The organism is Sutterella wadsworthensis (assembly GCF_003315195.1).
In the GTDB taxonomy this organism is placed as follows: domain Bacteria; phylum Pseudomonadota; class Gammaproteobacteria; order Burkholderiales; family Burkholderiaceae_F; genus Sutterella; species Sutterella wadsworthensis.
This window is the reverse complement of sequence record NZ_QNRV01000040.1, coordinates 1-18,063: the sequence shown is the minus strand read 5'-3', so window position 1 is coordinate 18,063 and position 18,063 is coordinate 1. Positions and strand designations below refer to the sequence as shown.

Genomic DNA, 18,063 nt, shown 5'->3' with positions numbered 1-18,063 from the left:
CGCCGGAATTGAAAGATTTGATTTGATCTCTTCTTTCGGCTTTCGAGAAGTGCAAACTTCGTAAAATTTTTGAGTCTCCGGATCGTGAAATCCGGCGCCTCTTTCGAGGACTCCTCAAGTTTCCGACGTTCACACTTATCGGTTCGTTGAATCTGATTTTTAAAGAACTTCGCTGACCTCGATCAGCGCAGAAGAAAGAGTTTATCTGAACTTTCTCTTCTTGTCAAGAACATCTCAACGATTCGTTTGAATGCATCTCAATGTTGCTTGATTTTCTGCCTCTCGTTCGAGGCAGGGAGCGAACTTTACCGACATTTAAATCTTTTGTCAAGGGCATCTTACAAGTCAGTTCATTGCGTGGCGTCACCCTTACTAGCACAGACTACTCAGAGCGCACTGCTCACAGCGTTGATCTCCCCTCATACAATCACGACAAATTTTGCAGGTTGCTCGTTTCAAGGAGTAGTCTGCGCACTATGTCAACGGTTAGACGCTGCAGGAGGAGCTCAGGTCTTATGTCGACAGAACATTCTCAGGCTCTGCCGCGGTCCGTTGTACTGCTTCGCCTGCTGCGTCGAATACTCTCTGTCACCGCCGTCGCCTGTGCTGCTGCCGGCATGATTGCTTCTGCAGATGCGCTCATTTCTGGATTCGGAGACGGCGGAGACAAGCTTTCCGTTGCTGCTGACAACAGCACCGTTATTACAGGTTCCATCTCTTCTGAGCAGGGTAATCGCGGTCTTCAAGTACGTATCGAACCGCCCGAAGACGGCCTCACCGCATCTGATATCCGCGTGAGCAATTCATTCTTCCCCAGCCGAATGAATTGGAGCGCCCTTCTCTACGCAGCACCCAGCGCCTTAGGCAAAAACTTCACGGTTACGGCCGGCTCTCCTGATACGCCGCCGCATGAATTGGACGTTCTTTTCGTTCAGGTTCTGCCTAACGCGACCGCTGTTCGCGCCAATAGTTCTTCCTTTTTAATGCGTATCTGGGGCTGGGAGCCGCTTAATGCAGCCTTTGCAGCGCTGATAGTGGCCGCTACTGCCTGTCTCCTCTATTTCGGCCTCATTTACTTTGGCTCTGCATGGCTCGCTAAACGAGGTTTCGTGCGCGTTTATCACACCCGGCAAGAAGGCGACGACACAATGCTCTATTGCATTGATCCTCAGTCCTCGCTCAATGAAGCACAGACTTATCCCGTACTTTCTGCCGCAGGAAAGTTGATGGGCACGGCTGAAGTAACCAGCCGAGGTGCTCGCTACTGCATCTTGAAGCTGACGGCCGCTCAAGCACGCACAGGCTGCCTGGTCGCACTTCCTATTGAAGCGGAAGCTGCTGACATCTAATACGAAGACAACACTCGATAACAAATCCGCCCACTGGCATCACGCTCGGATGCATAAAGCCGGACGCAAACCGGAGAGACTGCAAAAGAATAATTGGCTAAGGGGCTCGATAACGCTTGGGGCTGCGGCCCCTGCCATTGGCGAGCGAGCGTGATATGTGCGCGAAAGGGTTTCCGGTCATAGTGCTGTCCCATATCGTCAAGACACGAACGAACCTGCTCAGCCAACGCATTGAAGCGGTCCGTCTCCGCCAAGCCTGCCCACAAAATCTGCTGACGGCTGAAAACGCCCAGTCCTGAAAAACGCCAGCACACCGCTGTCTGTGGCACTTTTGCCAAGGCTGTCGCGACTTTCTTTGCAGTGTCGGGTGTTGCTTCGCCGAGGAAAGCCATTGTGAGATGGAGGTTTTTTGACTGCGACCATCTTCCGCAATCTGAATATTTGCGTCGTAACCGATTGATTTCAGCCTCAAGGGCCGCTCTCGGTTCGTTCGGCAATGCTAAAGCAGCAAAAATTCGCATGGCGGCATCCCCACAAAAAACAAACGCGCCTCGAATGACAACATTCAAAGCGCGTCAGGATAATCGTCGACGAATCGATTGTGCTTAGCGTCCCTGCTTAGCGCGCCAAGCTGCCACGGCTTCAACGCTGTCAGCAACAAGCTTCGGGCCGTTGTAAATGAAACCCGTAAAGAGCTGCACGAGCTGCGCACCGGCTTCGATCTTCTCAACAGCATCTGCGCCGGTCATCACACCGCCCGAAGCAATGATCGGAATAGCCCCCTTGACATGATCCGCAACGAGGCGAACCACTTCGGTAGAACGTTCCCGCAGAGGCGCACCCGAGAGACCGCCCGTTTCGTTGGCATGATCGAGCCCTTCTACGCCTTTGCGGCCGATCGTCGTATTCGTACAAATCACACCGTCAATGCCGTTGGCAATCAACGTATCGACGCAGCGCAGAATTTCATCGTTTTCGAGATCGGGCGCAATTTTTACGGCGATCGGCACGTGCTTGCCATTGCGAGCAGCTTTAAGCTCCTCACGCTTCTTCACGATCCCTTCAACCAAGTGATCGAGTTCTCCCTTCCCCTGAAGCTGGCGAAGATTCTTCGTGTTGGGCGAGGAGATATTGACAGCAATATAGTCTGCGGCGTCATAAACCTTGTCGAGACACTTCTCGTAATCTGAGAGCGCATTCTCAATCGGCGTGACGGCATTCTTGCCGATGTTGATGCCGAGAATGCCGCCGCGCAGACGAAATGCATCCGCCGAACGCAGGTTTTCAAGCACCTTATCGACGCCCTCGTTATTAAAGCCCATGCGGTTAACAATGCCGCCCGCCGGAATCAGACGGAAAAGACGCGGCTTAGGATTACCAGGCTGAGCAAGCGGCGTGATCGTTCCGATTTCGACGTGGCCGAAACCAAGACCGCCGAAAGCCGTAACGTGCTTGCCGTCTTTATCCATGCCGGCTGCAAGACCGACGGTATTCGGAAAGCGAAGACCCATGACCTCAACGGGATCATCATCAGGCATGTGCGTGATGAGATTCGTCACGCCGAAATTGACCGCCCAATCCAGGTTCGCAAGCGTGACCGCATGTGCCGTTTCAGGGTTCATGGAGAAAAGAATGCGACGGGCGATTTTATAGAGCAACATAATCTCTGCAGTATTGGAATGGTCTGCCGGAGTGATTCTCCAGCGATCGGGTCTGATTTAAAGTCCGGATATTATAGAGAAACGAGTGCTGGTATTCCTTAAGAAATAGCTCGAAAGGATAAGGAAGTCCAGTCCTGCGAACTCGGTCGTCAAAAAAACTTTTTCCCAAAGTCCTTGACAAGTCGATCATAACCATTCATAATTCAAATCTCTGCTGATTCAGCAGACCGGATTCATCGCGGGATGGAGCAGTCCGGTAGCTCGTCGGGCTCATAACCCGAAGGTCGGAGGTTCAAATCCTTCTCCCGCAACCAAATGCAGCTCCCGAATCGTTTTGCGGTTCGGGAGTTTTGTTTTTGTCTACTGCATTTGTCAGTCACTCGGCCGTTCAATTAAGCTGCCGATACCCCTGCAAGTCGATTCAGCAGGTTCTGTTTTTGCCTTGATCGGCCATTTAGAATGGCGGCTTCAAGATCAACGCCGCTCATGCGGCGGTTATATTAAACAGACCCAAACTTATGACCGCACCGCTCCCCGCGGATTTTCCTATCCGCCCTGGCTTCTGGAATGTGCCCCTCTGGGGCGAAATCGGCGTCTATGTCGCCGCCGTCATCACCATCGCCCTCTGTGCTTGGGGTGTCTGTAAGAACATTGAAGTTTGGCGCCGCCGCAAGGATGAAAAGCTACCGAGCGATCCCAGTCGCCGGGATCGCCTGCTCAAAGAGGCTGTCCTTGAAGAAAAAGTGCGCCAGACTTCTGCCGGCCGCATGCATGCGGTGCTGGTCGTCGGCTTTTTCCTTTTATTCCTCGGTACGGCTACGGCAACGTTGGACTGGGATGTTGGGCACTATGTTTTCGGCAAACAGTTCCTTCGGGGGAACGTCTATCTCGCTTACAAGCTGATTCTCGACGTTGCCGGCGCAGCTGTGCTCGTCGCTTTGGCCTTTGCAGCCTGGCGCCGCTGGGGCACCGCCAACGAACTGCCTAAGGACGGCCGTTTTGTACTGGCCTACGCATCGCTGGCCTTTATTGTGATCACGGGCTTCGTGATTGAAGCGCTGCGCCTGGCAGTACAGCAGCCGGCCTGGATGCACTTTTCTCCCGTAGGTTCTGCGCTCGCGAAAGTATTTCTAGCTATGGGTATTTCGACAGCTGCGCTAGAAACTGCACATATCTGGCTTTGGGTGATTCACGGCATTGCTGCTCTCGCCTTCATTGCTGCGGTACCGCTCACTTATTACGCCCATATCTACCGAGTGCCAACCGCTATTGCGGTACGCAAACCCGCTCCCAACGGCGCACTTCCAAAAATTGAGAATATTGAAGAACAAGAGCACTTCGGCATTTCGTCCATCAAGGATCTCTCTTGGACTGACCGTGCGCAGCTCGACGCCTGCGTCGAATGCGGCCGCTGCAATGACGTTTGCCCCGCTGTTCGCGCAGGAACGCCGCTCAAACCTCGAACCGTCGTGCTGAAGCTGCGTGATCGTGTGCGTGCAGCCGCGGCTGGCGCCGATGACGCAAATGCTGATGACCTGGCCGGAGGCGTAGTCACTAAGGACGAACTTTTCTCCTGCACCACCTGCGGCGCCTGTGCGGCAGTCTGTCCAGCAGACATCCAAACGCCGGATTTCATCGTCGGCCTGCGCCGGCATCTTGCCCTTGAGCAAGGCGAATTCCCTGAAGGCGCTGCGGAAGCGCTGGAGAATACAGCTTCCGTAGGGAACCCCTGGGGGCTTGATCCCTATGAACGAATGGACTGGGCTCAAGGGCTTGATGTACCAGTCGCTGAGGAAGGGGAAGACTACGATATTCTTTATTGGGTCGGCTGTGCAGCAAGCTACGATCGACGTGCGCGGCGCATCGCCCGCGCAATGGTGAAGATTCTCAAGACTGCCGGCGTCAAGTTTGCAGTCATGGCTGAAGAGCGCTGCCACGCAGAATTCGCGCGCCGCTTAGGCGAAGAGTACCTCTATCAAACTGCTGCTCAGGAAAATATCGAGAACTTTTCGCGCTTTAAGTTCAAGGAAGTGCTGACAGCCTGCCCTCACTGCTTTAATACGCTTAAAAATGAATATCCCGCCTTTGACGGCGGTTCATTTGCTGTCATCGACCACTCCAGCTTCATCAGCCGGCTTTTCGCCGAAGGGAAACTGCCCCGATCGGCCATGCAGTCTGAACGTGTTGTGTGGCACGATCCCTGTTACCTTGCCCGACAAAACGGTATCGTCCGTGCTCCGCGAGAGGTGTTGGCAGCTGTTGGCTCTGCAGAATTCGATCCTGCCGAATACGGTGCCAATACCCTTTGCTGCGGTGCCGGCGGCGGTCAGATGTGGACTGATCAGAAAACACAAAAGAAGCGTATCAATGTGATCCGGCTGGAATCCCTTCAAAATACCGCGTCTCAATGCGGGGCTTCAAAGATTGCCACCGGCTGCCCGCACTGCCTCACGATGCTCGAAAGTGCAAAACCGATGGTTAATGGCGCACAGGAGCTTCAAGTGCTCGATATTGCCGAAGTCGTTGCCGCCAAACTGCCTGACGAAGCATCCCCAACCTAACGGAATATCCATCAATCGAAAGGCCTGAAGCACCAAATGCTTCAGGCCTTTCATTTAGGGGATTGACGAAGCTTGTGAACTTATCGCCAGCAATCAGATGAATTAAAAAATTTCATAGGGCGCCACGTGTTCAAAGTCGCGTGAGAAATCACTTTCGCTTTGCACATAGGCACGCATCGTACGCATATCGTCAGCGCGCTGAGCATTATTTGGGCTATCGAGCACCACCATCACAAGACGACGCTCGCCCACATCGCTCTGCACGACCATGCAGCGGCCTGCAGCGGTCGTGAAGCCTGTCTTTTGAATGCCGATGCGCCACGAGGGATCACCGATCAGGCGATTGGTCGTCGCGAGATTGACCTGCCGGCGGCCCGTGCTGATGCGGGCCATGGAAGTGGTCGACGCATCCCGAATTTCCTGATGCAGGTAGACCGCTGCAACCAGTTTGCCCAAATCACGTGCCGTGGAGTGATTGCGGTTATCCAACCCCGTCGGATCAGCAAAAAAGGAGTTCGTCATCCCGATGGCGGCGGCGCGTTCATTCATTTTGGCGACAAACGCCTTTCGTCCGCCCGGATAGGTGCGGGCAAGAGCGGCGGCCGCACGATTGTCACTTGACATGAGCGCGGCTTTGAGCAGCGATTCACGCGTCAGCCGCATGCCGGAAATCAGTTTTGAGTGGGCGGTTGAGCGGACATAGTCTTCGCGCGTGATACGGACTTTTTCATCCAAATCGACATCGCTCTCCGCGATAACCAGAGCCGTCATCAATTTCGTCACCGAGGCGATCGGCAGCTCCACATCGGCATTCTTGACGACAAGTTCCTCTCCCGTATCTTGGTCCATTGCATATGCAACGGAACTGCCCAGCTGCAGCGGATCGTCCGTTTGGCGCAGCCCTGCAAGGGTCGCCTGAGAAGGTCCTGTACGGCGTACTACGCGGCGTGCCTTCTGTTTTGGTTTTGGCTTCTTTGCAGCTGCCTGACGCGTATTTTTAGCCGCTGTTTTAATAGAAACCTTTTTCACTGACGCCTGTTTGGATTTGACATTCTTTGTCTGAGCTGTGCGCGCCTTCGCAGCAGTCGATCCCGCCTTTATCGGTACTAAAACCGCTTTTTTGCCGGCTGCTTCAGCAGCACAGGCACTCTCAAGAGGGAGAGCAATAAGGGACGCCCCGAGGGCGAATACGAGAGCGACTTGGCGGAAAGGGAGAAACATGGGACCGGCTTCAAGAACGGCGGACGCACAACCGCTCAGCTTTCTCCCAACAAGAAAGCAGATCAGCCAGACGTCGGAGGGAGCGGTACAGACGGGTGCACCGCTCCGTGGTGTAAACCTTAGAGAGATCTAAATATTGTCACTCATCAATCTTCCCGCGTACAGGGTATAGCGCTTAAGTTTTACAAATTTATGGAATTTTGTCTTAAGCAAACGCCTGCCCCGTTCTTGCCATTAAAGGCGGGTTATCGACTGCCAAATACGCTCCAAACGCTTAACCGACACCGGCATGGGTGTGCGCAGCTGCTGCGCAAATAAGGAAACGCGAAGCTCTTCGAGCATCCAGCGAAACTCTTCAAGATGAGAATCAGGCTGCCTTCGGCGCGCAGCAACCGCCCGTACCCAAGGGAGCGTAAGACGCTCGACATCTGCCTGCCGTGCAGCATCCCGAGCCGGATCACTTGAATAATGCTCCAGTCGATAGAGAACGGCCTTGAGGTATCTCGGGTAGTTCATCAGCTGCGACAAAGGCGCAGACAATAGAAAATGCGGCGGAAAGAGACGCTTGAGCTGCTCAGCGACATCTGCTGAGAGTGCCTCATTTTCTATGCGTTTGAGCTTTAGTGCTGCCGGAGCAGCCTGCGCAACAATTTCAGTGAGGAGCCGCGACACTTCGCCTGCAACCAAGGAAAGTCGTCCCCGGGCATCTTCCCGCCTCGTCTGGAAGGCCTCTTCATTCATCGGAAGCGGATCGACAAGGGCAGTGGCATCCAATACACAGTCGACTACATCGTTTTCCAGATCGTCGATACTTTCGAAGTTCTTGTCGAGCCCCGGCACCACTGACGCCTGCATCTGTACGCGGCCGAGGTCACGCAGGCTGCGCTCAATAAACTTCACCTGCTCACGCAAGGTGAGACGGAAGAGCCTTCTGAGTCCTTTGCGATGTGCTTTCTGTGCTTCGAGCGGATCGTCGAATACTTCGATGCGGCAGGCCTCCCCCACATCCACCAATGCCGGATGCCCAATGAGCGTTTCACCGCGGCGTTGAATTTCCATGAGTTCGGGGAGTTCGCCGAAGGTCCAGTTTGTAACTTCGCCGCCCAAATCCTTGGCAACGGCAGCATCTTGCTTAGCAACGTTGCGGAAAGTTGCTTGAGCCTCTTCGCCGAGTTCTGCACGCAGCTGAGCAAGATTGCGGCCCAGTGCGAGCTGACGGCCATGCTCATCAATCACTTTGAAGTTGAGGATGAGATGCTGGGGCAAACCTTCGGTCTTAAAGTCTGATGGCTGGCAGGGCAGCCCCGTTTCGCTGCGGACGTCAGCCGCGAGCGCATCAACAAATCCTATGCTCTGAGGCGTCCCGTTTTGGGTGCGGGTCAGAAATCCTGCCGCATAGTCCGGAAGCGGCACACAATTGCGCCGAATCTTCTGCGGAAGCGTCTTCAATAGCGCCTGAGCCTTCTCCTTCACCATTCCCGGAACGAGCCATTCAGCACGCACAGGATCGAGCTGATTGAGCGCAAAAAGCGGCACAGTCATCGTAACGCCGTCACGAGGGCTGCCCGGCTCAAATTGGTATGAGAGCGTCATATCGATCCCTGCCATTTCCATGGTTTTGGGGAACCAAGCATCTGCGGCAGCAGAGGCTTCGTGACGCATGAGCTCTTCGCGCGAAAGCCGAAGCACCTTGGGGTTTTCTTTTTCAGCCGCTTTCAGCCATGCCTCAAGCATTTTTGTGGAACAGACATCCTGCGGCAGCTCTCGATCGTAGAAAGCGAAGATCATTTCGTCGTCAACGAGCACGTCCGGACGACGGGTCTTGTGCTCGAGATCTTCAATTTCCCGCACCAGCCGCTGATTGTGGTGATAAAAGCTCAGTTTGCCGTCGAATTCGCCGCCAACGAGTGCCTCGCGAATAAAGAGTTCGCGGGAAAGCTTCGGATCATGTTTGGCAAAGGACACTCGACGCTGCTGATAAACCGTGAGGCCGTAAAGCGTTCCGCGCTCCAAAGCCACGACCTCGCCGCGGCTTTTTTCCCAATGCGGCTCGCTCCAGGAGCGGCGAATGAGCGGTCCCGCCGCCGCTTCGATCCACTCGGGCTCGATATCTGCAACGCAGCGCGCAAAGAGCTTAGACGTTTCAATGATCTGACCCGCAAGGATCCATCGGCCGCTCTTTTTGGCACGTACCGATCCCGGCCAAATCCAAAATTTGATGCCGCGAGCTCCCGCATAGGGCGGCGCCCGACGGTCGCTTTCGACCGTCTTGCTCCCGATATTGCCGAGCAGTCCTGAGAGGAGCGCACGATGCACTTCCTCATATGTAGCGGGGGCCGTATTAAGCCGCCAGTCCAGATCGTCGACCAGCGCCTTCAGCTGCCCCATGACCTCACGCCATTCGCGGAGTCGGCGCGGCGACAAGAACCGACGCTTGAGTTCCTGGTCGTACTTGCGGTTGCTTTCTTTGGAAGCACGCGCAGCCTCAGCCCAATCCCAGAGCTTGACGTAAGAAAGGAAGTCAGAGCGTTCGTCAGCCAATTTTTTATGTGCTTCATCGGCGGCCTGCTGCTGCTCGGCAGGGCGTTCGCGCGGATCCTGCACCGAGAGCCCCGAAGCGACAATCAAGAGTTCGCGCAGCGCACCGCGGCGAGCCCCTTCAAGGAGCATTCGGCCGAGCTTGGGATCAATAGGCAGCCTGGAGAGACTGCGGCCGACTTCCGTCAGTTCATTGTCTTCACTGATGGCTCCCAATTCCTGCAGAATTGCAAAACCATCGGCAAAGGCCTTCGGAGGCGGCGCCTGCACAAACGGGAATTCACGCACGTCACCCAAGCGCAGCGCCTTGGCGCGCAAAATGACGGCAGCGAGATTCGAGCGCATGATCTCTGGATCGGTGAATGCAGGCCGACGAGCGAAATCCTCTTCACTGTAAAGCCGAATACAGATGCCTTCCGCTACGCGGCCGCAGCGGCCCGAGCGCTGGTTGGCAGAAGCCTGACTAATGGGCTCAACGAGCAGCTGCTCGACCTTGGAGCGATATGAATAGCGTTTGATACGCGCGTAACCAGTGTCCACCACATAGCGGATGCCGGGAACGGTAACGGATGTTTCAGCAACGTTTGTGGCGAGCACAATGCGTCGCATATTCCCCGAAGGCTTGAAGATTTTGTCCTGATCGGCCGCAGAAAGACGAGCGTAGAGCGGCAGAATTTCTGCCTTGCCAATGCGCGAGCGCCGCATCTCTTCGGCCGCAGCATTAATTTCGCGTTCGCCCGGCAGAAATACCAAAATATCCCCTCGGCCGCTCATTTCACACTCGCTTACTGCATCGTCTATCGCAGCAAGCATCGTGCGGTCATCGTCTTCATCACGGTCTTCAACCGGGCGCCACCGGATTTCCACCGGATAAGTGCGCCCGGAAATGGTGAGCACCGGCGCGGGTTTGCCGTTGACCGCAAAGTGATTGGCAAAACGCTCGGCATCAATCGTGGCTGACGTCACAATGACCTTGAGGTCGGGGCGTTTAGGCAGCAGACGCTTCAGGTAGCCAAGCAGGAAATCGATGTTGATCGAACGCTCATGAGCTTCGTCGATAATGATGGTGTCATACGCTTTAAGCAGCGGATCCCCCTGCGTCTCAGCAAGGAGAATGCCATCCGTCATCAGCTTGATGGTAGCGCCCGAAGCCGTTTGATCTGTGAATCGAACCTTGTAGCCCACCACGTCGCCCAACGGCGTTTTGAGTTCTTCAGCGATACGCTTGGCAATGGAGCTCGCAGCGATGCGGCGCGGCTGCGTATGACCGATGCGGCCGGTTTCACCTCGTCCTGCCATCAAGCAGATCTTCGGGAGCTGCGTCGTTTTACCCGACCCCGTTTCACCGCAGACGATGACGACTTGATTCTCTTTAATCGCCTTGACAACATCGGCTGCGCGTTCAGAAACCGGCAGCCCCGGCATGAGTTCAAAAGGCGGAATGGGATTACGGCGTTCGGCCCAGGAGAGTTTCGGACGAGCTGAACGCTCCGATCGTCCTCCACTGAGAGCACGCGTGTCTTGACGCCCATTTTCAGTTCGTGCCTGACCGCTCTCGGGCAGATTGGGACGACGAGGCCGCAGCTGACGATTTTGACGACTGTCAGCTTTTGCCGACCGTCCTGCCGCTGTTTGCAAGGGCCGATCTGCTCGCCCGGAACGATCCTCTCTATGTCCTGCATTCGCCTTCGCTGCAGATGCGCTCTCAAAACGGGGATGCAGGATTTCGCGTTTGCCGTTCTGCACGGTTTTATCTGCAGATGCGGCTTTATTGGTCAGCGGCGCCTTGCTGCGTTTCCCTGCGCTTTCCCCCTGCAGCGCAGGAGACTCACGAAAAACAGCGCCGGACGCCTGAGCAGCGCCGGCAAGCACCGCTCCGAAAGCACCCTTTGGACTATAGGTACGGGGGGCTCTGACCGACGTATTTTCTGGGACCTTCGCTGATGCTGGCTTGGCGGCTGAGGACGATGTCTGAAGGGGGGTCACCCGAGCAGCTTTAACCATTGACTGCTCGCTTTTGCTTTCCCTTGCGCTATTGGCTTCCCCCGCAGAAGCTTTACCCGACTGCTTGGCTGCAGCGCTTCCCTGCCGTTTCTCACGCCGCTCCTGAGCACGCTTGGCTTCTTCCGCAGCGCGGGCAGCTTCCTCCTTACGGCGCGTCTGTTCGAGTGCTTGATCCACATCCGCCCGAACTTTCTGAAATGCCGCCATGAGCGCGCGATTGTCCGCCATTATTTTGTCCTGTTTAACTGCAATTGAATTGAACTCAGTCGGTTCACTTTATCTGCCGCCGCTCTGCGCGGCGTCGTTAACTTTGAGAGCAAGTGAGCACGCGGCGGCATTATACGGAGGCGCCGAGATCCGTCCTGTCTCACAATCCGCGCAGATGAAGACAGATTTCTGCTTCGCAGGCTGATGATCCTTCGAGTAGACTTCTGCGCACAAGATCAGGATTGTTACGTCTGTTCGTCGTTAACCCACGGACGATCCTCCCGCTTTCAACATCTTCGCCGCACGCCTTCGCGTTCCGCGGCAGCAATCGGAGACTTCACGATATGGCTCGCATGGTCAACTGCGTCAAGCTACATAAAGAGGCCGAGGGCCTTGACTATCCGCCTTTCCCCGGCGAACTCGGCGTGCGCATCTGGAAAAACGTGAGCAAGGAGGCTTGGGCCGACTGGACGCGTCTGCAGACGATGATGGTAAACGAATACGGTCTCAATCTCGCCGATGCTTCCGCCCGCAAGCACCTCATGACGCAGTGCGAACGCTATTTCTTCGGCGATGGCGAGGCGGTCGCAGTTCCGGGCTACAAACCCCATCCGGAAGAAGATCAGAAATAAGATCTTCTGCCCTCTTTTATTGAAGAAGCCATGGGCTCGACTTTTTCAAAAAAGTCGAGCCCATGACACATTTAAACTGCTGGAGCTCACCCGCGCTTAAAGGTCTTAACGCCTTCGGAAGTGCCTAAGAGCAGCACATCAGCGCCGCGAGCGGCAAAGAGACCGACAGTCACGACACCAGGCCAACTGTTGATCTCCGTCTCCAATCCCTGAGGATCTCGAATCTCCAGGCCTGCAGCATCGAGAATGCTGCAGCCGTTGTCGGTGACAAAGTCGCGAAGCTTTACGTCAGCGCCCAAAGCTTCCAAACGACGCTTAATCTCGCGCGCTGCCATTGGGATCACTTCAACGGGAAGCGGGAAACGTCCCAACACATCCACTTTTTTCGACGCATCGGCAATGCAGACGAAGCGGCGAGAAATACTCGCCACGATCTTCTCCCGGGTGAGTGCTCCGCCGCCGCCCTTAATCATTGCAAAATGGCCATCAATTTCGTCAGCACCGTCAATATAAACGCCAATCGAATCAACCTCATTCATGTCGAGCACCTTAAAACCGAGCGCTTCAAGACGCTTGGTCGAACGCTCCGACGAAGAGACGCAAGCCGGAATACGATCGCGAATTTCAGGAAGCTGGTCAATCAGCTGATCAACGGTGGAGCCGGTGCCGACGCCGAGCACTGCGCCCGATTCGACATAGTCGAGCGCGGCACGTGCGACGAGGCGCTTGAGTTCACTTTGAGAGAGCGGACGGGATTGTGTCATGGGAATTTCAATGGAGTCTTCTTTGAATCACGCAGCAGAGCTCTCAAACTGACAGCATCTGCGGCGCATTGAGTTGAATTCTAAAGGCGCCGCCCATGCGGCGCTTAAAATGAACTGCACACAATATCTCTTCGCAGAAGCTTTCTTGCGCCATGCCTGCTGACCAGTCCGAACATCTTATTTCCGACGCATTCCGCCACCTCAACGCTGCAAACAAAGAGCTGCCCGCAAAACTGCCGGCATTTTCTGAACATGGTTTGTGGGCTGCCTGGGCCGCACTGCTGCTTGTCGCGGCGTTTCTCACAGGCGTTGCATGGCTTGTGATTGACTCGGATCGTGAAGCTGAAACCATTCGTTTGAAGCAGACCACCGACCTCGTGGCCCAGTCCATTGAAGCGCAGGTTCTCGGTGTATCCGAAATCCTGCAGAAGATGAGTCTGCGCCTTGTGCGCGGACAGCAAGGCGACTTTGCATCGGCTTCGCTCGACCTCGCCGCACAAACACTCTTTATTGACCGCCGCGAAGTCACAGAACTTGCGCTTGTCACCGAAAAAGGCGAAGTGCGCCGCGTATGGTCATCGTCGACAGCTCGTGCACCATCGCTTTTTGAGGGCATCAATCAGATCAATGACGCGCATCTGCTTCGTGCTGTCCGCTTGGCCAAGCGCTTTGACCGCTCGCTTTCCACGCCTTTTTATGTCGGTCCCTATTCACAGCGCATTTTTGTGAACATCGTGACGCCGTCGGCCATACCGGACACCCTTCTGATGGCCCGCATCGATCTCACGCGCCTGCTCCTGCTGGCTCAGCAGCGATATGCAGACACGGGGTCATACCTACTGAGCTTCGCACTCAACGGCCGCTCCATTCCGGCTCCCGTTGGCAGCCGCGGACCTTCTAAACCCCCAGTCGACCAACCCGAACTCACCGAACCCATCATCTACGCAACGGACATCACACTGCTCGACGCTGCGCCGGAAGAAGAGATGTCATTGGTCGCCAAGAGCTACGACCACGCACTCTTTGCCAACAACCGCGTGCAGTATTTTTCTGTCGGCGGTCTGGCGCTGATGCTTCTGGCAGCTATCGGCCTCGTTTTTTACTACCAACGCCAGCAGGTTCGGTCGCACCGCACACTCATGGCCGAATATTCTCTTCGCCGCGTCATGTCTGAATCGGCCGTTGTCGGCCTGCGTGTCACCGACCTCAAGGGATGCATGCTCTATGTGAACGACACATTCCCTAAGATCGTGGGCTATCCGGCTAAGGAATTGATCGGGCAGAAGCCGCCCTATCCTTATTGGGCCAAAAACTATGTCGCAGAGCTTACCGAGAGGCTTCTTTCGGCCACTAACCATCCGGAAGCTGAAGAAACATTGCCCGTCGTTACACGTTTTGAAGCCGTCCGCAAGAACGGTGAGGAATTTTGGGCAGAACTGCGCATTTCCCCGCTTCTTGACGACGATGGGAAACCCTTTGGCTCCATTGGCGCGCTCTTTGACGTGACGAACTCGGTGCTCGCACAGTCACGAGTTGAAGCCGCAAATGAACGCTTCACACTGGTCGTTGAGTCGATGGCGAGCGCTATCGCAGTGCTCGCGGAACCCAACCGCGACGTGCTTTTCTTTGCCAACCGCTCCTACCGCACACTCTTTAATGATCGACCCAACGGTGCGGCAAAACTCCTTGCCCGCCTGGAAAAGGCGCCTCCCACGGTACAAAGCGACGACATTTTCGACGAAGAAACATCAAGATGGTTTGATGTTCGTTCGCAGCGCATTGTTTGGACGCGCGGCGAAACCGCTGTCATGGTGATCGCAACCGACATCACCAAACGCCGTGAACTTGATCTTGCCCGAGAAGCGCAGCTTCGCCGCGCAGAGTCCACTCACCGATTGGTTACGATGGGTGAAATGGCGAGTTCACTCGCGCATGAACTCAATCAGCCGCTTGCAGCCATCGCAAACTACGCCAATGCCGCAGCGACGATGCTTGCCAACGGGACGCTTTCCAAAGAACGCGAAGCCCAGAGCTACGCCCGCATTGAAAATCAAGCGCAGCGCGCCGGCCGCATCATTCAGCGCATTCGCGGCTTCGCAAAGAAAACCGACGCCAAACTCGAACCCGTCGCCGTGGAAACGGTTATTCAGGAAACGCTCGAACTCGCCAACATTCAGGCGCGTAAGCTTGACAGTCGAATCAAACTCGTCATAGCGCCGGGGCTCCCTTTGATGATGGGGGACTCGGTCATGCTTGAGCAGCTGCTTTTAAATCTCCTGAAGAACGCTATGGAAGCGTGCGCCTCGAGCAACATCCCCATGGAGGAGAGAACCATCGAACTCCATGCCGATCCTTGGGAAAAGAACCCCGAGCGTCTCCAATTCCAGGTCGTTGATCACGGACCGGGCATTCCGGAAGAATCCCGCTCCAAACTCTTTGACGCCTTCTATTCCACAAAATCCGAAGGCATGGGCATGGGACTCAATATCTGCCGCTCTATTGCCGAACTTCACGGCGGAGAGCTACGCATGGATCCGACGCCGGGCGGGGGGTCCACCTTCTCCTTCACTGTCCCGTTCGTCAAAGAAGCTGTCACACACGCGCCATCCATTGGTGAAAATAGCTCACAATAAGGACTAACCCGCGAAGGATCCCTAGGTATAACCGAGGATTCAAAAGGCTAAAATGGGGAATTCCTGAAGGAGGAGGAACTTCAAATCATGATGCCAAATTACGATTATTCAAAAGACCTGACCTCAGACAATAAGAACGGTCTGGTATATGTGATCGACGATGACGCCGATGTGCGCGAATCGATCAAGTGGCTGCTTGAATCGACCAACTACCGCGTTGAGGATTATGAAAGCGGTGAAACCTTCATCGCGCAGTTCAACGAGTCGGTACCTTCTGTTATTTTGTGCGACCTGCGCATGCCCGGCATGTCGGGTGCAGATGTGCAAGATCATCTGATGCGCCGCCGCATTGACGCCCCCTTCATCTTTATCACTGGCCACGGCGATGTTCCTCAGGCTGTTCAGGCCTTTAAGAAAGGTGCCATGGACTTCATTCAGAAGCCCTTCCAACAGCCTCAGCTGCAAAAGTTGGTCGATCGTGCCATGCGTACCGCCAAGGAGCTCTTTGCCCGCCGTCAGACACTCGCAGCCAACCGCGCTCTGATTGAAAAGCTCACTCCTCGCGAACAGCAAGTGCTCGAGCGCATCGTCAACGGCCGTCTCAATAAGCAGATTGCCGATGACCTTGGCATTTCGATTAAAACAGTGGAAGCACACCGTGCTTCGATTATGGATAAGACGGCCTCAGGCACCGTAGCCGATCTGATGCGCGTGGTCGTGAAGTCTGAGCTCTATCCGAAGATCAGCTCCACGCTTGCCGAAGCTGTTGCCGCTCTCCCAAGCCGCCTTGCGGAAACGGGACTTCCTCACACGGAGGAGCACGTTGAGCATCTGCGCCGTCTCGACCATGAACTGCGCGAATCTGAGGCCGAACGTGAGCGGCGAGAAGCTGAAGCAGCTGTCACCGGCATCAACAGCTCGATGAATGGCTCTTCGAACAGCCTGCTCTAATACCGCAGCCAGTTCGGCAAACTGCCGAACAAAGACATACCTCCTGAACGCCTGTAGCGATTCCCTCGCGGCAGGCGTTTTCCCGTTTAAAGACTACGATTAATCACAAGGTTGGAGGCGAGCGAGGCGGAGCGCAGGTGATAATGCTTTTGGCATCGATTCTGCTTATTTAAGAGAACCGGAAGTAAAACGATTCCGATACATTTTTAAGGAGGTTTCCCATGACGGCACGCATCATTGACGGCAAGGCGCTCGCGCGCGAGGTGGAGGCGCAGGCTCGCGCCCGCAGCGAGGCGCTTGCCTCCCGCCCGGGAGGCCGTCGTCCCGGTCTCGCCGTCGTACTGGTGGGCGAAGACCCGGCAAGCTGCGTCTATGTCAAAAACAAAACCCGCGCCTGCGAACGTGCCGGCGTCATTTCAACCGAATACCGCCTCCCGGCCGATACAACGGAAAAGGAGCTGCTCGAACTGATTGAGAAGCTCAATAATGACCCGGCTGTAGACGGAATCCTTGTTCAGCTCCCGCTGCCCAAGCAGATCAATCCCGATGCTGTAATTCTTTCGATTTCTCCCGAAAAAGATGTTGACGGATTTCACATGCTTTCAGCCGGTGCCTTGCTTACAGGCCGCCGCGACCGCGGCTATCGTCCCTGCACACCCGCTGGCGTAATGAAGCTTATTGAAGCCTCCGGCGTTAATCCCGAAGGGCTTGAAGCAGTGGTAATCGGCCGCTCGAATATCGTCGGAAAGCCTCAGGCCGTCATGCTGCTTGATGCGCATGCTACCGTCACCGTGGTACACAGCCGTACTACGAACCTTGCCGACATTACCCGCCGCGCAGATATCCTTGTTTGTGCAGCCGGCCGCCCCAAAATGGTGAAAGGTGACATGGTAAAGCCCGGCGCCGTTGTGATTGATGTGGGTATTCACCGTGACGAGAACGGCAAACTTTGCGGCGACGTGGATCAGGCATCCGTTGAACCGGTGGCCGGCGCACTGACGCCAGTGCCGGGCGGCGTCGGACCGATGACGATTGCCATGCTGATCGACAATACGGTGCTCGCAGCAGAACGTCACTTGGCGTGAGATTTTGTATAAAAGAAATCGGGTAGAGAGCGGGTTTGCACCTCGCTCCCTCCCACACCACCGGACGTGCCGTTCGGCATCCGGCGGTTTCTAAAGTCAGGTTGTGGATTCAGTGGTCAGGCCTTTGACAAGAGACTGTAAAGCCCCATTCGTCGAAAGACACTGTTGGGAAATGCTTTGAGCGTGTGCGAGGCGTTGGCGTTCCACCATGGGCCGCGTCCATTGACGGACGATTTCCATGCTTGTTCGCTTGGCAGTCCTCTGCGTCTCAGCTCTCGTTCCCGAGTTGTGGGACGCTTCCATGCCCGCCAGATCAGTTTGCGCAGATGCCGGCGAATGTGAATGTCAATACGTTCGAAGATCTCTTTCCGATCGTCCAGCGCGTAATAGGTTCTCCATCCGCGCAGGATCATCGTCAAGGCCTTGATCGTTCCCAAGAGGGATCTTCCGCGGCCTC

The 18,063-nt window shown here is 55.4% G+C and carries 12 protein-coding genes and 1 tRNA gene; 7 read left to right on the top strand and 6 right to left on the bottom strand.

Annotated features, from left to right (window positions below; all coding sequences use genetic code 11):
- Positions 1 to 515: 515 nt before the first annotated feature.
- On the top strand, positions 516 to 1,349 hold the full coding sequence (locus DES29_RS11305) for a hypothetical protein (protein WP_016473743.1): 834 nt from the start codon (positions 516 to 518) through the stop codon (positions 1,347 to 1,349).
- Here the strand turns inward: DES29_RS11305 and thpR are convergent.
- Both thpR and DES29_RS11295 read right to left on the bottom strand, forming a co-directional pair.
- Positions 1,346 to 1,918: an RNA 2',3'-cyclic phosphodiesterase gene (gene thpR / locus DES29_RS11300; RefSeq protein WP_236578852.1), complete on the bottom strand. Its 573-nt coding sequence runs from the start codon at positions 1,916 to 1,918 to the stop codon at positions 1,346 to 1,348. The genes DES29_RS11305 and thpR overlap by 4 nt on opposite strands.
- A 36-nt stretch (positions 1,919 to 1,954) precedes the next feature.
- Positions 1,955 to 3,010, bottom strand: a complete 1,056-nt coding sequence (locus DES29_RS11295; RefSeq protein WP_005431721.1) for a quinone-dependent dihydroorotate dehydrogenase — start codon at positions 3,008 to 3,010, stop codon at positions 1,955 to 1,957.
- A 237-nt stretch (positions 3,011 to 3,247) separates the two neighbouring features.
- Here DES29_RS11295 and DES29_RS11290 point away from each other — a divergent pair.
- Both DES29_RS11290 and DES29_RS11285 read left to right on the top strand, forming a co-directional pair.
- A tRNA-Met gene (locus tag DES29_RS11290) sits at positions 3,248 to 3,324 on the top strand.
- A gap of 204 nt (positions 3,325 to 3,528) precedes the next feature.
- Positions 3,529 to 5,571 carry a (Fe-S)-binding protein gene (locus tag DES29_RS11285; protein WP_021994727.1) on the top strand — a complete coding sequence of 681 codons (2,043 nt, stop codon included), beginning with the start codon at positions 3,529 to 3,531 and terminating at the stop codon, positions 5,569 to 5,571.
- 102 nt (positions 5,572 to 5,673) lie between these two features.
- Here DES29_RS11285 and DES29_RS11280 read toward each other — a convergent pair whose 3' ends face one another.
- Both DES29_RS11280 and hrpA read right to left on the bottom strand, forming a co-directional pair.
- Positions 5,674 to 6,792, bottom strand: a complete 1,119-nt coding sequence (locus DES29_RS11280) for a D-alanyl-D-alanine carboxypeptidase family protein (protein WP_016473739.1) — start codon at positions 6,790 to 6,792, stop codon at positions 5,674 to 5,676.
- Between the two features lie 234 nt (positions 6,793 to 7,026).
- The gene (hrpA, locus tag DES29_RS11275; RefSeq protein WP_021994726.1) at positions 7,027 to 11,562 is read right to left on the bottom strand and encodes an ATP-dependent RNA helicase HrpA; all 4,536 of its coding nucleotides are present in this window, start codon (positions 11,560 to 11,562) and stop codon (positions 7,027 to 7,029) included.
- Between the two features lie 323 nt (positions 11,563 to 11,885).
- On the opposite strand from hrpA, the gene DES29_RS11270 reads away from it, so the two are divergent.
- A complete protein-coding gene (locus DES29_RS11270) occupies positions 11,886 to 12,173 on the top strand; it encodes an oxidative damage protection protein (RefSeq protein ID WP_005431726.1) in 288 nt (95 codons plus the stop codon).
- An 86-nt stretch (positions 12,174 to 12,259) separates the two neighbouring features.
- On the opposite strand, the gene rpiA is transcribed toward DES29_RS11270, so the two are convergent.
- On the bottom strand, positions 12,260 to 12,937 hold the full coding sequence (gene rpiA, locus DES29_RS11265) for a ribose-5-phosphate isomerase RpiA (protein WP_005431727.1): 678 nt from the start codon (positions 12,935 to 12,937) through the stop codon (positions 12,260 to 12,262).
- 152 nt (positions 12,938 to 13,089) lie between these two features.
- On the opposite strand from rpiA, the gene DES29_RS11260 reads away from it, so the two are divergent.
- The 3 genes from DES29_RS11260 to folD all read left to right on the top strand — a co-directional run bounded on the left by DES29_RS11260 (position 13,090) and on the right by folD (position 17,606).
- On the top strand, positions 13,090 to 15,570 hold the full coding sequence (locus DES29_RS11260) for a PAS domain-containing sensor histidine kinase (RefSeq protein ID WP_113854909.1): 2,481 nt from the start codon (positions 13,090 to 13,092) through the stop codon (positions 15,568 to 15,570).
- Positions 15,571 to 15,657: 87 nt separating this feature from the next.
- A complete protein-coding gene (locus tag DES29_RS11255; RefSeq protein WP_016473736.1) occupies positions 15,658 to 16,521 on the top strand; it encodes a response regulator transcription factor in 864 nt (287 codons plus the stop codon).
- A 221-nt stretch (positions 16,522 to 16,742) separates the two neighbouring features.
- The gene (gene folD / locus DES29_RS11250; protein ID WP_016473735.1) at positions 16,743 to 17,606 is read left to right on the top strand and encodes a bifunctional methylenetetrahydrofolate dehydrogenase/methenyltetrahydrofolate cyclohydrolase FolD; all 864 of its coding nucleotides are present in this window, start codon (positions 16,743 to 16,745) and stop codon (positions 17,604 to 17,606) included.
- Positions 17,607 to 17,722: 116 nt separating this feature from the next.
- Here the strand turns inward: folD and DES29_RS11245 are convergent.
- A partial coding sequence (locus DES29_RS11245) for a group II intron maturase-specific domain-containing protein (protein WP_282957140.1) occupies positions 17,723 to 18,063 on the bottom strand: 341 nt, incomplete at its 5' end.